The 15,714-nt window shown below is 36.9% G+C and carries 18 protein-coding genes; 13 read left to right on the top strand and 5 right to left on the bottom strand.

Annotation, left to right across the window (positions count from 1 at the left end; translation table 11 throughout):
* Window positions 1–57: 57 nt before the first annotated feature.
* Entirely contained in the window at window positions 58–486 is a 429-nt protein-coding gene (locus ACMA47_RS03865) for a DUF4268 domain-containing protein (RefSeq protein WP_413928746.1), read from the bottom strand.
* 152 nt (window positions 487–638) lie between these two features.
* On the opposite strand from ACMA47_RS03865, the gene ACMA47_RS03860 reads away from it, so the two are divergent.
* From ACMA47_RS03860 to ACMA47_RS03845, 4 genes are all read left to right on the top strand, one after another.
* On the top strand, window positions 639–1,046 hold the full coding sequence (locus ACMA47_RS03860; protein WP_047432274.1) for an RrF2 family transcriptional regulator: 408 nt from the start codon (window positions 639–641) through the stop codon (window positions 1,044–1,046).
* Between the two features lie 88 nt (window positions 1,047–1,134).
* Window positions 1,135–1,329: a hypothetical protein gene (locus ACMA47_RS03855; protein WP_413928745.1), complete on the top strand. Its 195-nt coding sequence runs from the start codon at window positions 1,135–1,137 to the stop codon at window positions 1,327–1,329.
* Complete coding sequence (locus tag ACMA47_RS03850; RefSeq protein WP_413928744.1) at window positions 1,323–2,210, top strand: sulfite exporter TauE/SafE family protein; 888 nt, start codon at window positions 1,323–1,325, stop codon at window positions 2,208–2,210. The genes ACMA47_RS03855 and ACMA47_RS03850 overlap by 7 nt, the downstream gene beginning before the upstream one ends.
* Before the next feature lie 88 nt (window positions 2,211–2,298).
* Window positions 2,299–2,589: a putative quinol monooxygenase gene (locus ACMA47_RS03845; RefSeq protein WP_034696070.1), complete on the top strand. Its 291-nt coding sequence runs from the start codon at window positions 2,299–2,301 to the stop codon at window positions 2,587–2,589.
* 173 nt (window positions 2,590–2,762) lie between these two features.
* Here the strand turns inward: ACMA47_RS03845 and ACMA47_RS03840 are convergent, their stop codons facing one another.
* Together ACMA47_RS03840 and ACMA47_RS03835 are read right to left on the bottom strand one after the other, a co-directional pair.
* Entirely contained in the window at window positions 2,763–4,055 is a 1,293-nt protein-coding gene (locus ACMA47_RS03840; RefSeq protein WP_413928743.1) for a T9SS type A sorting domain-containing protein, read from the bottom strand.
* A 194-nt stretch (window positions 4,056–4,249) separates the two neighbouring features.
* Window positions 4,250–5,056 carry a choice-of-anchor J domain-containing protein gene (locus ACMA47_RS03835; protein WP_413928742.1) on the bottom strand — a complete coding sequence of 269 codons (807 nt, stop codon included), beginning with the start codon at window positions 5,054–5,056 and terminating at the stop codon, window positions 4,250–4,252.
* Window positions 5,057–5,151: 95 nt separating this feature from the next.
* Here ACMA47_RS03835 and ACMA47_RS03830 point away from each other — a divergent pair, with 95 nt between their 5' ends.
* The 9 genes from ACMA47_RS03830 to ACMA47_RS03790 all read left to right on the top strand — a co-directional run bounded on the left by ACMA47_RS03830 (window position 5,152) and on the right by ACMA47_RS03790 (window position 14,649).
* The gene (locus tag ACMA47_RS03830; protein WP_413928741.1) at window positions 5,152–7,257 is read left to right on the top strand and encodes a TonB-dependent receptor plug domain-containing protein; all 2,106 of its coding nucleotides are present in this window, start codon (window positions 5,152–5,154) and stop codon (window positions 7,255–7,257) included.
* Between the two features lie 16 nt (window positions 7,258–7,273).
* A complete protein-coding gene (locus ACMA47_RS03825) occupies window positions 7,274–8,389 on the top strand; it encodes an HmuY family protein (protein WP_413928740.1) in 1,116 nt (371 codons plus the stop codon).
* A 21-nt stretch (window positions 8,390–8,410) separates the two neighbouring features.
* Window positions 8,411–9,289, top strand: coding sequence for a heme/hemin ABC transporter substrate-binding protein (locus ACMA47_RS03820; protein ID WP_413928739.1), 879 nt, complete (start codon window positions 8,411–8,413; stop codon window positions 9,287–9,289).
* Entirely contained in the window at window positions 9,273–10,313 is a 1,041-nt protein-coding gene (locus ACMA47_RS03815) for a FecCD family ABC transporter permease (RefSeq protein ID WP_413928738.1), read from the top strand. Before ACMA47_RS03820 ends, ACMA47_RS03815 begins: the two co-directional genes overlap by 17 nt.
* Window positions 10,313–11,086, top strand: a complete 774-nt coding sequence (locus ACMA47_RS03810) for a heme ABC transporter ATP-binding protein (protein ID WP_413928737.1) — start codon at window positions 10,313–10,315, stop codon at window positions 11,084–11,086. Before ACMA47_RS03815 ends, ACMA47_RS03810 begins: the two co-directional genes overlap by 1 nt.
* Before the next feature lie 2 nt (window positions 11,087–11,088).
* Entirely contained in the window at window positions 11,089–11,739 is a 651-nt protein-coding gene (locus tag ACMA47_RS03805; protein ID WP_413928736.1) for a class I SAM-dependent methyltransferase, read from the top strand.
* A gap of 4 nt (window positions 11,740–11,743) precedes the next feature.
* Entirely contained in the window at window positions 11,744–12,772 is a 1,029-nt protein-coding gene (locus ACMA47_RS03800; protein ID WP_034696052.1) for a hemin-degrading factor, read from the top strand.
* Window positions 12,773–12,891: 119 nt separating this feature from the next.
* Window positions 12,892–13,764, top strand: a complete 873-nt coding sequence (locus ACMA47_RS03795) for a ChaN family lipoprotein (RefSeq protein ID WP_413928735.1) — start codon at window positions 12,892–12,894, stop codon at window positions 13,762–13,764.
* A gap of 249 nt (window positions 13,765–14,013) precedes the next feature.
* Window positions 14,014–14,649, top strand: coding sequence for a peptide deformylase (locus ACMA47_RS03790; protein ID WP_051934330.1), 636 nt, complete (start codon window positions 14,014–14,016; stop codon window positions 14,647–14,649).
* 174 nt (window positions 14,650–14,823) lie between these two features.
* Here ACMA47_RS03790 and ACMA47_RS03785 read toward each other — a convergent pair whose 3' ends face one another.
* Window positions 14,824–15,249 carry an organic hydroperoxide resistance protein gene (locus ACMA47_RS03785; RefSeq protein WP_413928734.1) on the bottom strand — a complete coding sequence of 142 codons (426 nt, stop codon included), beginning with the start codon at window positions 15,247–15,249 and terminating at the stop codon, window positions 14,824–14,826.
* Window positions 15,250–15,684 (bottom strand): MarR family winged helix-turn-helix transcriptional regulator, encoded by a 435-nt coding sequence (locus ACMA47_RS03780; protein ID WP_114820596.1) that lies wholly within the window; start codon window positions 15,682–15,684, stop codon window positions 15,250–15,252.
* Window positions 15,685–15,714: the final 30 nt, after the last annotated feature.

Raw genomic sequence — 15,714 nt, 5'->3', positions numbered from 1 at the left:
AGTTTTCTTTTTTTATCTTAACCTGAAGTGTAAAGTAGTATTTATTTCGTAAGTATTCTATATATCCTTTATAAAATCCTCATATTCGTAGTAAAACCGTTCGAAACCGTCCATTTTGTCCACAAAGAATTCAAAAATTTCTTGCCAGGTGTTTTTGTTAAAAATAGAAACATTATGTTTTTCAACCCATATCCTGCTGATTATCTTACCGTTTTCAAGGGTGAAATATTCTTCTTTCTGAAAATCTCCGATAAAATCTTTTAAAATATCTTCCAAAGACCAGATCTTCTCGTAGTAAGCATTTCGGAAGATTTCATCTTTCATTTCGATATCCAGAGAAACTTCTACTTTTTTGTTGTCGGCAGAAAATTTAAATGCCATGTCCTTGATTTTGGTATCATAAAGAATCCATTTTCTGGGAAATGATCTTCCAAAAGCTGTCCAAAATTCCTTTTTTAATTGCTGTGCCTCTTGTTTACTGAACATAGCGCAAACATAATGATTTAATAGGAGAAAGGCAAAAATGTGGTACCTAAAACCGTAAAATTACGGATAGACAAGCTTACCTTTTTATTCGTTTATTATTCCTGTTTTCGGGTCTTTTTCAAATATTAAACAATTTTCGTATTTTTGCTCTAATGCTTTCAAAAAAATCTCAATATGCGTTTAAGGCGCTTTCATATCTTGTAGAAAAAAGAAATGAAGGCCCGATTCTTATTTCTGAAATTGCGGAACATAAAAAGATTCCTTTAAAGTTTTTGGAAAACATCCTTCTTGAATTGAAAAAAGCGGAAATCCTTGACAGTAAAAAAGGAAAGGGTGGAGGATACTTTTTAAAAGAAAACCCGGAAAATGTGAAACTGGCGAAAATCATTCGTCTTGTCAATGGCCCTATTGCCATGCTTCCCTGTGTGAGTCTCAATTTTTATGAAAAATGTGATGACTGCAATGAAGATCACTGCGGGCTTCATGATGTACTAATAGAGGTTCGGGATGCTTCACTGAATATTCTGGAAAGTAAAACTTTAATGGATCTGGTAGATTAACCTGATCCTTTTTTTTGAATTAATAGTCTACTTGTTTTGTAGGATAAATATTTTATCAGATATTTGCACTACTTCAAATGAATAAACTATGATTTCAAAAGAAGAGGTAACCCAATTACAAAAGCTTACGCCCTCTATTACTGCAGTGTATTCTGTGCCTGCATGTATTATATCCGGAAAGATTTCCTCGCACAGAACTACAGAAAACACCCCAACTTTAAATGTCTCGATTGCCAATGATGATGATGAAGGAGTATGGACTAAAACGGTTGTGATATGGTGATTTCAAGAAAAATTCAGGTAAGGATTAATGTCCTTTTGGTGACTGCTGCTATTATATCCATTGCTGTTTTTTCCATGTACGAACTGGGATATCTGGAAGAACTGCAGATCATTCTGGCAAAAGATAATTATATTTTTTACTGGATGCTTCTGGTAGGTGTTTTTGCAGAAATTGTTGCAGGTTCCATGGGAATGGGATATGGAGTGATCTGTACCACAACCCTTATGCTGCTCAATATTCCACCGCATATTGTAAGCGCAAGTATTCATTCTGCGGAAAGTTTTACCACCGCCGCAGGAAGTCTCAGTCATATAAGATTGAAAAATGTAAGCAAAAGTTTGGTGAAAAAGCTCGCCATTCCAGCTGTGATCGGAGCCATTATCGGAGCTGTCAGTCTTACTTATCTGGGAGAGTATTATGCGAAAATCACGAAAACACTCATTGCTTTTTACACTTTATATCTAGGATTCCAGATTCTATCAAATGCTTTTAAAGAAAAACAAAGCAAAGCGCTGAAAAGGAAAACCAATCTAACCAGATTGGGAGTGATAGGAGGCTTTATAGATTCCTTTGCTGGTGGAGGCTGGGGACCTTTGGTAACCGGAACATTGATTAAAAATGCATTCACCCCAAGATTTGCCGTAGGAAGTTCTACTGTAGCTAAGTTTATTCTTACCCTAACCGCTGCCATTACTTTTTTCTTTACCCTGGGAATCCAGCACTGGAATATTATTCTCGGTCTTTTAATCGGTGGAATTATTACCGCTCCTTTTTCTGCCATGCTTACCGCTAAGCTTCCTGTGAAGAAAATGTTTGTGATTATCGGAACTTTGGTGATTGTAATGAGTTCTATAACTATTTATAAATCAGTTTTTAATTAAAAATTATGCTTGGTGTGGAAAAATAAAAGGTTTAAAAACATATTCGGTTTTGAAAATATTTTACTTTTACATCACTAAATATTAGAACATGAATTTACATATCATTGCACTTTTTAAGTTTAATGAAAATTATCTGATGGACGCTGTAGAGCTGTTTCAGAACCTTGTGAAAGAAACAAGAAAAGAAGAAGGCTGCCTGCAGTATGATCTTATTGAAGATAAAGATAATAAAGGAACTTTCTTCCTGATCGAGCTTTGGGAAAGTGTTGAGCACCACAACAGACATAACGGTCAGGATCACCTGTTAGACTTCCGTAAAGATGCTTCCAAAATTATGGAAAGCTCTGTAGAGGTTTATAAGGGGTTTAAAATATATTAATGGGATTGAAGATTTAAAAATTTAATGATTTAATGATTTAAGGAATAGCGGTATAGAACTATTGTTTTTATAAATTTTTAAGTTCTTTAATGAAGAAAAAATAAAAGGCGGTTTCAATATTCTGAAACCGCCCTTTTTATTAGAAAAAATAGAAAGTATTAAAATAAAATAATTTATTTCACGATAAGCTTTTTCGTCTCCGAATGGCCACCGTAAGTAATTTTTACAAGATAATTTCCTGATGGAAGGGTAGAAAGGTTCAGGTCCTGCTTGTAAAATCCTGCCTGGTTTGTAAGTTCATCTGAATATACCTTTTTCCCGGTAAGATCATAAACTTCTACATTCCCTTTGTTGCCTGCTTTTTCTTTAACATCAAAAAGAACAGTTACTTTTTTATCCGCCGTGGTAGGGTTAGGATAAATACCAAAAGAAGCTTTTTTGCCTACTTCAGTAATTCCTAAAGTTTCCGTGATCTTTTTGTATTTAAAATACATGTTTCCTGTACTGGCTCCACCATTGGTAGTGAAATACATTCTGTAGTAATCGTTTCCTTTTTTAACGTAGTATACAACATCACTTTTTACGGTCCCGATTCCTTTCCAAGAATGTCCTACAGTAGTAATAGCTGAAGAGAAACTTGTACTGGCAGGAATAGAATTGGCTGCTGTTTGCTGAGTTTCCGGCTGTACCATTGCTACTTTTACGTTTGGACTCTGGATTGCTCCGGAAAGAGGGTACATCTGCACGCCCATATAGAATGTATAATATTTTGAGAATACAAAATCCCATGCTGTTCTGGAAGGCTCCAGACTTGGAACTTTTGCTCCGCTATCAAAAGAGAAATAGTTGAAATAAGAATCATCCGTTCCGTTAGCCAGAGTTCTTGTTTCCGTAGCTCCCCATGAAGTACCGTTCCATTTTGAATATCTGAAAGTATACCCTGCAAAAGCATCTTCAATAGCAAACTTGATATAAGTTCCAGAAGCATATTTTAAAACAAAAATAGCTTTCCCCTGAATATGGTGATTCACCGGGTTGTAAACTCCCCATCCTGTTGAAGGGATATTAGGGTTTGGAGAAGTCACAGGTCCCTGTTCAAAAGCTCCCTGACTCCAGTCAGTGGTCTGATCCGGATTGTAAAGAGGGGCTCCCCATGAAGATTCATTGCTGATATTGATATTATCCCAATCGGCTAAATTGGTAGAAGCAGTGAATACTTCAATATCTTTAGCATCATTGACTCTTGATCCAAAAGCGTAGTTTGAGTTTCTATAAAAAGCAATATCCCAAGTATTGGCTGGCTGAGAAACCATATTACCATCTGCAAGATCTACAAACACACGGTTTTGGTATCCGCTCCCCATTGTCATATTTACCTGTGAGTATCCCAACGCGTCAGTCTGCGCCAAAACAGTCTGCTGAACAGACAATGCCAGTACTGAAGCCAATAATAGTTTTGTTTTCATAATTTATTCTTTAAATCCTTATTTAGAATGATTCCACAAAAATATATAATTATTTTTAATCAGTCTAAATAAAAACATGATTTTTATCGTGTTTTTATTTTAATCCTCATGTTAAAGCATAAAAAATAGCTGTAAAAAAGCCGGCAGGATCACTCCTGCCGGCTTTAAAAAGGCAAATAATAGTCTAATAAACCTTATTTTTTGATGAATTTTGATTGGATCAATTTTCCTTCTGCAGTTTCAATATTCATATAATATACTCCTGTTTGAAGGGTGCTGATATCAAATCTTTGTCCGTTCAGTTTTCCTTCCGCTGCTTTTTGTCCTGCTGCAGAATAGATCTGAATATTTTTAGGATCTTTTTTTACAATAAATTCTATAGCAGACTGATCAGAATTTAAGGCAAATCTGAAATTTTCTGTTGATTTATGGTTGTCTGATACGCCTAAAGAAGCAGTCGTGTTATACACTACATTATCTACCTGAATCGCTACGTGAGTAGCTGTAGGTGTGAATTTGAATACAATATAAGAACCTGTGGATGCCGGAATATTAACACTGATATTCTGTACTGTCCCAATAACCGAAACATTAATAGGACTTCCTACAGGAACGAATGTTGACATGTCTGCAGGGTTGGATGCTACTCCTATCTGAATGCTTCCCGGACCAGGAGAGGGAGATACCAGGGTAGTATCAAAAGTCAACGTTTTATTTCCTGTTGGAGTTTCAATCTGTGGAGTAATCAGATAAGAAGAACCTGTTGCATTGTTTCCTGCATACGACTGAACGAATCTGTTGGAATCTCCTGCTACAATCATTCTTGGAGGTACAGGAGGAAACTCACCCGTTATCGGTGCAACGATGGCAGACCATCCAAACTGAGGGAAAGTAGTGTTCCCAGCGGTAAAATTGTTGAAATTTTCATTGATGTTAGATACCTGAGCATTCGCAGTTAAGGCTGTAAACATCAGAGCTCCTAAAAGTAATTTTAATTTCATGAGATTATTTTTATTTAGAATTATTCCACAAAAATATATAATTATTTTTAATGAGTCTAAATAAAGTTTTATATTTGTCGAAAATTTGTACCCTTATGAAGAAGAAAGTGCTTTCCGTTCTATCATTATCCGTGGCCTTATGGGTAAATGCACAAGAAAAGGATTCTCTTAATCAAAAGAAAATTGAAGAAGTTGTTATTACAGGACAGTACATGCAACAGTCCATTAACAAATCTATCTATAAGGTTGATGTTATTGATGCAGAACAGATTAAAAATATGGCCGCTACCAATGTTGCCGAGGTTTTAAATCAAAGTCTTAATATACAGATTACTCCGGATTCCCGTTCAGGAAATTCTACAGCCAAGATCATGGGACTTAATGGTGATTATGTAAAAATCCTTATAGACAATATTCCGGTAGTAGGGGATACAGGACTGGGAAGTAATATTGACCTTACTAAAATTGCTTTGAGCAATATCGAAAGAATCGAAATTGTAAAAGGAAGTATGGGAGTTGAGTACGGAAATGGCGCTGTTGCCGGAGTCATCAACATTATTACCAAGAAATCCAGTACCAAAAAGATCAGCGTAAGAGGCTCATTGCAGGAAGAAACGGTGAGAGACAATTATGATCTTAAGAAAAGAGGAAACGGGAGACATATTCAGAATCTGAATGTAGATTATAATATCAATAATGAATGGTTTGCAAGTATCAATTTTAACCATAACCAGTTTATGGGATATGAAGGAGAAAGTAAAGGCTACAAGTATTTCGGACAGGATAACAAAAGAGGATATGAATGGAACCCGAAAGATCAGTATGATGCTTCTGCTTTGTTAAGATATACCAAAAATAAAACTACATTCTTCTACAAACTGTCTTATCTGAATGAAAAATTCAATTTCTACAATCCGGAGGTTAACAGAAATCCTCTTAATGACGGATTAGGTGGAGTTGCCTACGAAAGCAGAGACAAAAGATACAATACAGACCGTTGGGTTCACCAATTTAATATTCAAACCAACCTGGGGCACATCCGATATATGGGAGACTTCTCCTATCAGAACCAGGACAGAAAATATTACGACTACGTTTACGATATTCCCAACAGAACCATAAAAAGCCGCCAGGACGAAAAGTCTTATTATAAAACAGATGTTATCTACTCAAGAGGGATGTTCAGCAACTTCCTGGATAGTAAAGTTTTTGACTTTCAGTTAGGGTATGAGCTAGACTATACCAACGGATATGCCGCACTTATTGCAGGTGATTTCTTTGGTGAGGCGGTAAAGAGAAAAATATTTACCTATTCCAATTTCCTTTCTGCGGAATGGAATGTTTCAGACAAATTCTCTTTAAGACCGGGAGTAAGATTATCTCTTAGTGAGAATTTCAGCAATCAATACAATTACTCTTTATCCTCAAGATATAAAACTTCTGAGAATTCAAACCTTAGAGCAGTGGTAGGATCAGCCAACCGTTATCCTAAATATGAAGAACTGTACACCTATTTTGTAAACATCAATCATGATGTGCAAGGAAATCCCGATTTGAATCCCGAAAAAGGATTTTCCGCAGGACTTTTCTGGAACCAGAATTTTGCAGTAGATAATGGCTGGAAAATCGCTTATGGAGTAGATGCATTATATCTGGATGTACGTGACAGAATTGAAATGGTGATGGTAAAAGAGCCTTCCACCTACAAGTACATGAACATTAATAAATTTAAAAATCTATTGGTTACAGCTAATGTAGATTTCAGAAAAGATCAGTTTGCTCTGTCTTTAAGAGGATCCGTAAGCGGAACATCAGTATCGATGATTGATTTAAAATCTTCTTCCCCTACAGACTTCCAGTATCTGATGCAGGCAGGAGCTTCAGCAACCTACAAACTGAAAAGTACCGATACCAATTTTTCCCTTTATTATAAGTTCACAGGTCCGGACAGAATTTATGTATCCGATGGAGCAAACGACTTCCGTCTTGGAAAAGTAGATAGCTTTCATATGATGGATTTCATTGTGAGCCAGCCTTTCTGGAACAAACATTTTGAAATTTCCGCAGGGGTGAAAAATATATTCGATGTAACAAGATTAAACTCTACAGCAGTGGCAGGCTCAGCCCATACTGCAGCGAACGGGTTTGTTAATTTATTCTATGGCAGAAGCTATTTTGCCCGATTAATGTTTCAATTTTAAATAATACGTTACGATTATGAAGTATCTAAAAATATTATCTGTTCTTTCTATCATGGCTGCCACACAGTCTTGTTTATCTGCAGACGAAGATCCGGTTCCGGTTCCTCCTATGACAGGATCTGAAGTAAGTGTGCAAGTTGGTGGTCCTACAGAACCTAATCAGGTTTGGATCGATTTAAGTGATTATACCAATCCTGCAGTCAACAGCAGAACAGATTGGGACCTTGGTTTTTACAGTGGTGATGCTTACAGGGTGATTATGAACGGCTCTCTTGCGATGACAGTGATCAAAATACCCAACGCTTCTGACATCAGTAAAGTAAAGGAAACTGATATTTCAAGTTTAAAAGACATTGCTCAGGTGGGAACATTTGATGCTGCCAACATGAAATATGTTGACAATCCGAACGGAGACTTCTTAAATCAGACTTCAGGAATTGATGCCATCAAAGAAAATGATGCTGATAACCCTGTGTATCTGATCAATCTGGGAAGAGAAATACCTTCTTCTGCCAATATCGGAGCTGGTTCTGTTTCATTGTCCGGTGATCCGAGAGGATGGAAAAAAATTCAGATTCTGAGAGCGCAGAATGGATATAAAATCCGTTATGCCGATGTGAATGCAACAGGAACAGATATCAAAGAATATATCATTACCAAAGATACAGAATACAACTTTTCATTCTTTAACCTGAAAACAGGAACTCCGGTAAAAATTCAGCCAAAGAAGAAAAAATGGGATCTTGTATTTACCACATTTACCAATGAAGTATTCATGGGGCCTACTACCAGTGCAGGAAGTTATTTTTATGCTGATTTTGTAGCAACGAATACCCTGAATGGTGTGGGAGCTTATCAGGTAACGGTTACAGGAAGTCTTGATGCTGCTTACAATGCCTTTAAACTGAAAGATGTAGAGCCTGCGAAATTTGTTTTCAATGACCAGAGAGCGATTGGTGATAAGTGGAGAACCACTACCGGTACAGCTTCCAATCCTGTTCCTTTTGTGTATGCAGACCGTTTCTTTGTATTGAAAGATGCTGAAGGTTTTTATTTCAAGCTGAGATTCAATACCATGAAAAATACAAAAGGAGAAAGAGGGTACACCAATTTTGAATTCGAACCTTTATAAATAATCAAATAATAGTATATCATGAAAAAATTCATCCTTGCCGCTTCTGTTCTTGTAGCAGTATATTCTTGCAAAAAAGCAGAAGCAGGAGCAAAAGAAAATACTACAGAAGCTACTTCTGAAGCACCAAAAACTAACAATAAAATAGTAACATTAAACGGAGGAATTACTGAAATTGTAGCTGCTTTAGGCCACGAAAAAGAAATCGTAGGAACTGATGTTACCAGTACTTACCCTGCGTCTTTAAAAGCTACGGCTAAAGATTTGGGTCACATGAGATCGATGACAATCGAGCCGATCATGGCTGTAAGTCCTACTTTGATCCTTGCTTCTGATAAAGATATCAACCCGGAATTAATGGGTAAAATCAAATCTTCAGGCATTAAAACAGAAGTTTTCAAACAGGAATACACGGTTGAAGGAACCAAAAAACTAATCGAACAGGTAGCAAAAGCTGTTGGAAATACAGATTATCAGAAATTAAATGATAAAATTGATGCCGATCTGAAACAGGTACAACCTATTGCTAAAAAACCAAAAGTATTGTTCATCTACGCAAGAGGAAATATGCTGATGGTAAGTGGTAAAAATACCCCAATGGCTGCATTGATTACCCTTGCAGGAGGAGAAAATGCAGTGACTGATTTTGAAGATTTCAAACCATTGACACCGGAAGCGGTTGTAAAAGCTAATCCTGATGTATTATTCTTTTTCGAAACTGGTTTACAGGGAGCAGGAGGTAATGAAGGAGCACTAAAAATGCCGGGAGTATCTCAGACCAATGCAGGTAAAAACAAGAAAATCATTGCAATGGATGGAGGTTTAGTATCAGGTTTTGGACCAAGAGTAGGAGAAGCAGCAGTAGGATTAAACAAACTTTTAATTGAAAGCACAAAGTAAACTATACTTTTATCTTATTATAAGTGCGGTACTGCTGATCATTATAGCAGTACTGTCACTTAATACAGGCGTTTATGATTTCGGAGAAAACTCTCCGTTCAGGGCTCTGTGGCAATTTATAAAAGGAGATTCCGGTTTGTCACTCAGTGATAAATATGTGATTTGGGACGTAAGAGCAGCCAGAATTATCATGGCGATTTTAGTAGGAAGTATGTTGTCGGTTTCAGGAACGAGTCTTCAGGGACTTTTCAAGAATCCTCTGGCAACGGGAGATTTAATAGGACTTACATCAGGAGCAACGTTGCTGGCAGCTATTGCGATTGTTTTAGGAGGACATTTCAAAGAATATCTTCCTGAAGCTGTACAATTTTCACTGGTAGGAATAGCGGCTTTTATCGGTTCTTTTTTATCAATGATGTTGGTGTACAGAATTTCGACCAGCGGAGGAAAAACAAATGTAGTGATGATGCTGCTTACCGGAGTTGCGATAACAGCTATCGGGTTTTCGATAACCGGATTTTTGATCTATATCTCAAAAGATGAGCAGCTCAGAGATCTTACTTTCTGGAATTTAGGAAGTCTGGCAGCCGCTACATGGACAAAGAATATCATTCTGGCTATTGTTGCGCTCATTGCTTACATTATTTTACTTCCAAAAGGAAAAGCATTGAATGCAATGATGCTGGGAGAGAAAGATGCACAACATCTGGGAATTAATGTGGAAAGACTGAAAAAGCAGATTATTATTATCGTGGCGTTAATGGTGGGTAGTTGTGTAGCATTCTCAGGAACCATCGGTTTTGTAGGTCTTATTGTACCTTATATTTTAAGATTGTTATTCAAATCCAACTATACTTTTATTTTGCCATTATCAGCAATGTGTGGAAGTATTTTGTTATTGACGGCAGATACCTTCAGCAGAAGTATTGTGGCACCGTCAGAACTGCCGATCGGAATTTTAACAGCCTTAATGGGAGGCCCTATTTTTATCGCTATTTTGGTTAAATTTAAAAAATCACTGTAATGATCAAGGCACACCAGATTAATTATAAACATAAAGAATTCAGGATTCTGGACGGGGTAGATGTCTCTCTGGAATACGGTGAATTTCTGGCCATTGTAGGACCGAACGGAGCAGGAAAGTCAAGCCTTCTGAGCGTACTGGCAGATGAAGTGAAATCCAGCCATAACAAAGTTTTGTTTAAAGATAAACCTATTAAAGAATGGAATATACAAGAACTTTCAAAACACAAAGCAAAGTTCTCACAGCATAACAGCAACGATATTCCGCTTGAGGTAAAAGATGTCATCATGATGGGAAGGTATCCGTATTTCGATGCCCAGCCCGGAAAAGAAGATCTGGAAGCCATGAATAATATGATGTACGAAACGGATATTTTTCATCTCAAAGAAAGAGAATACAATACTCTTTCGGGAGGAGAAAAGCAACGTGTACATCTATCAAGAGTAATGGCACAGCTTGAAAATGATATCGCCCATAAACTAGTTTTTCTGGACGAACCATTGAATAATTTAGATATAAAACATCAGTACAAAGCATTGGAAATTATCAAAAATTTTACCAAAAAAGCCAACAGTGCTATTGTTGTTTTGCATGATCTGAACCTTGCTGCACAGTTTGCAGATAAGATTTTATTAATGAAATCAGGACAGGTTTCCGCCTATGGAACTCCAGAGGAAGTTTTTACGGAAGAAAATATCAGTAATGCCTATAATTTTCCCTGTACCATTTGCGGGCACCCTATTACCAATAACCCAATGATCATTTTTGGATAACCATGGAAAAAGACGAACTCAAAATCCTCGCACAGAATCTTGCCAATCCTCAGGGAGAAAAAGGCATCGAGATTGGTGAAATGATGAATGCTACCAACATCAGCATGACGTTGGAAAGCATCAAAACACTTGTGATAGAAGATGAGCAACAGATTCTTGAAATAGGACACGGAAACGCTGCCCATCTGAAAAGCTTAATGAGTCTTGCTAAAAACCTCAGATATACAGGAATTGATATTTCTGAGACCATGCATAATGAAGCCAAAAGGCTCAATAAAGAATTTGAAAGCGAAGCAGATTTTGTTCTGTATGAAGGCAAAAGGCTTCCTTTTCGGGATCGATCTTTTGATAAAATATTTACCGTAAACACAGTCTATTTCTGGGAAAATCCGGTTGAATTTTTAAATGAAATCTACCGAGTTTTAAAAGATGACGGAACTTTCGTTCTTACGTTCGGACAAAGAGAGTTCATGGAAAAACTGCCGTTTACGGAATATGATTTTACTCTGTACAGCAACCGTGAAATGGAAGAGCTGGTCTCCAAAAGCGAATTTAAAAGAATGAAAACTTCTGAAAGAGAAGAAGAAATAAAAAGTAAAACAGGAAACGAAACAATACGAAGAATTTATACAATTTTAACCATAAAAAAGTAAAGTAATGAGCACATTAGTTAATGATTTAAAGGAAAAATGGGAAGCTCTGAAAGCAGAAAATCCACATATCAGAATAAGAAATGCTGCAGCACAGCTGGAAGTAAGTGAGGCAGAATTATTGGCAACAAGCATTGGAGAAGGCGTTACGGTCCTGAATCCGGATTTCCAGGGAATCCTTACAGAAGCTGAGCAATTAGGAAAAGTAATGGCTCTTACCCGTAATGATGAATGTGTTCATGAAAGAAAAGGAACTTACCTGAACGGAGATTTCAGCAGCCCTCATGCACAGCTTTTTGTGGGTGAAGATATCGATCTTAGAATTTTCCTTAACCACTGGAAATTTGCGTTTGCAGTATTGGAAGGAGAGAAGAAAAGCCTTCAGTTTTTTGGAAAAGATGGTTTGGCACTTCACAAGATTTATCTGACGAAAGACAGTAATGAAGCTGCTTTCGATGCGATCGTAGAAAAATTCAAAGCAGAAGATCAGAATCAAGTACTTGTTTTTGAAGCAGTAGCTCCAAAACAGGCTGAAAAAGCAGATTCAGACATTGATGTGGAAGGTTTCAAAAAAGCATGGACAGAATTGAAAGATACTCATGATTTCTTCATGATGACCAGAAAATATGGAGTAAGCAGAACGCAGGCATTAAGATTGGCTCCGGAAGGATTTGCAAAGAAAATTGATAATGCTAAAGTAGTGAACATCCTTGAAGATGCTTCTGAGAAAAATACACCGATCATGGTTTTCGTTGGAAACAGAGGAATTATCCAGATCCACACAGGAAATGTGAAGAAAACACTTTGGCACCAACAGTGGTTCAACGTGATGGATCCTGATTTCAACTTACACCTTGATGTAACGAAAATTGCAGAAGCATGGATCGTGAAAAAACCAACTGAAGACGGAGAAGTAACTGCTATCGAAGTATTCAACAATGAAGGTGACTTCATCGTTCAGTTCTTCGGAAAAAGAAAGCCTGGAATTCCTGAACTTCAGGAATGGAAGGACCTTGTAGCCGCATTAGAGAAATAATAATTAGATGATTTGAATGGGACCGTTTTGTTTGTAAAATTCAAAGCGGTCTTTTTTATGACAAGTGATCTGCAGCTACCAGAATATTTGTGTAATTTGGGATTAAATATAAAATTATAATGAAGAATATTTTCATAGCGATACTTTTTGCCGGATTCTGTTCATTAAAGGCACAGGACTTAAAAGCGTATCAATTTTATGATAAAAAAGGAAAAGAAGTAAAGACGGAAAAGCTGGTTAAAGAATTGGCAGATTATGATGTGGTCTTTTTTGGTGAAAATCATAACAGTTCTATCAATCACTGGCTTCAGCTTAAAATTACAGAAGCACTGTTTGCCAAAAAGAACGGTCAGCTGATCTTAGGTGCAGAAATGTTTGAAAGAGACAATCAGGCGCAACTGGATCAATATTTAAACGGAAAGTTTGATGCTAAAACTTTGAAAGATTCTGCCCGTTTATGGAACAATTATGCAACTGATTACAAGCCTTTGGTAGATTTTGCTAAGGATAAAAAGCTGAATTTTGTTGCTACCAATATCCCAAGGAGATATGCCTCTCAAACGGCAAAAGAAGGTCTTGAATCTTTAAATAAACTAAGCGAAAAAGAGAAAACCTATATTGCTCAGTTGCCTATCAAAGTGACTTTGGATACTCCCGGATATCCGGAAATGAAAAAGATGATGGGAGACCATGCAGAAGGAACCAAAGTGATGAATTTCATTTCAGCTCAGGCTACAAAAGATGCTACAATGGCTGAATCTATCCTGAAAAGCTATCAGGCCGGAAAAACCTTCATCCACTATAATGGAAACTATCACAGTAAAGAATTCGGTGGAATTTATTGGTACATCAAACAGAAAAATCCTAACCTGAAAATGGCAGTAATCTCCGTTTTTGAATCGGATGATCCTGAATTGAAAGTACCCGCCAAAGATTATATCCCGACAGACTTCAATCTGATTATTCCGGGAGATATGACGAAGACTTTTTAATTTTTTACAAAAGTGTCATTCTGACGAAGGAAGAATCTCACTATTAATTTATTATAAGATTCTTCAATTTATTGCATTCCTTTCAGAATGACAAAATCAATTACTTACATTCAATTCAATAGGAACGGGCTTTAGCCCGTTCATTTTTTTATATCAAAATTCCATCGGCTTTAGCCAAAACTTAAAATTCATCGGTAAATAAATCATTTTTATGTCACAATATTTATCTTTGTGTAACATAAAAAAAATATGAAGAAATTACCCATTCTGCTGATCTTTTTTATCGGACTGTTCAATGCACAAAAATTGACTTCCAATGAACTTTCCATCATCAATCAGGGAGATGTAAATAAGGCGTTACCAATTTATCAGACGACGGATAATAATCAGCATCAAACATTGCTGAACACTTCTTCAGAAGCAGATCCTCTTGATCCCAATACAGCTGTTTTGGTAAAAAGAATGAAAGAATCTCTACTGTCAACAGATGGTGGAGTAGGCATTGCGGCTCCTCAGGTGGGAATCAACAGAAAAATCATCTGGGTACAGCGTTTTGATAAAGAAGGAACTCCGTTGGAATATTTTATTAATCCGGTAATTGTTTGGCGCTCCGATTTGCAGAATCTTGGTCCTGAGGGTGATTTGTCTATTCCTGATTTCAGAGATCAGTTCTACAGAAGTAAAGTTATCCAACTGGAATATGTGGATTTAAAAGGGCAGAAATATTCAGAAATTGTAGAAGGTTTTACCGCGGTGATTTTTCAACATGAGATCGACCATCTTTTCGGAATTCTGATTTCCGATAAAAAGGAAAAAGAAAAAAACGATTCTTATAAAAAGGTAGATGCCTATCAGAAAAGTGACGTAAATAAAGACAGGAGGTGATGATGAATTATAAATTATAAATTATGAATGAAATTCTTAACCATTATAAGCATATAAAAATATCCTCAATCATCTGCATCATCAGCGAAATCTGCGGGAAAATAAAAAAAATAAAAAGGAGCTGTTTCAGTACAAACAGCTCCTTTCGTTATAACTATGCTTAAAAAAATTGGATTAATCGTTGTTGGTTACTGAAAGTTTCACCTCCATATTATTTCTGGTAGCATTAGAATAAGGACAGATTTGGTGTGCCTTTTCTGTCAAAGCTTGCGCTTCTTCAAGAGAAACTCCAGGGATGTTCACATCCAGTTCTGCTGCCAGTCCGAAACCGCCATTCTCAATCTGGCCTATGCTTACCTGAGCGGTTACTGTAGTTTCTCCGGTTTTTACCTTAGAAAGACTGATGACTCTGTTCAGAGCGCTGTCGAAACATGCAGAATATCCTGCTGCAAAAAGCATTTCCGGGTTAGCAAAATCATCGTTGGCTCCTCCTAAGCTTTTTGGCATTCTTACATCAAGTTCCAAAACTCCGTTTTCACTTTTCACATGTCCGTTTCTGCCTCCTTGAGCAGTAACTTTAGTGGTATATAACGTTTTCATTTATTTTTCTATTTTGTTTAATATTTTTAAGACTGTGTCTTTAAGGTGCAGCAGCTCTTCCGGTTGTATTCCCAGTTTTTCCTGGATTTTTCCCGGAATTTCACAAGCCTTCTGCTGAAGCTGTTTTCCAGCTTCGTCTAAAAATACTTCAACCACTCTTTCGTCTTCTTTTTTTCTCTTTCTGATAATAAATCCTTTAGACTCCAGTCTTTTAAGAAGAGGGGTTAGGGTTCCACTGTCCAGAAACAGTTTTTCTCCGATATGCGTTACCGTAAGTCCGTCACCATCCCATAATATCATCATCACAAGATATTGCGGATACGTAATGCCCAGTTCATCAAGAAAAGGACGGTAAAGCCCTGTAATCTCTTTGGCGATGACATACAGCGGGAAGCAAATCTGGTTTTCTAGTTTGGGTGTTTTCGGATTTTCCATAATTTTTGAGTACGAAAGATTCGATGAAGG

This window comes from Chryseobacterium sp. T20 (assembly GCF_047345655.1).
Classification (GTDB): Bacteria; Bacteroidota; Bacteroidia; order Flavobacteriales; family Weeksellaceae; genus Chryseobacterium.
Note: the sequence above shows the minus strand (reverse complement) of the source record. Positions and strands in the feature narration are given on the sequence as shown.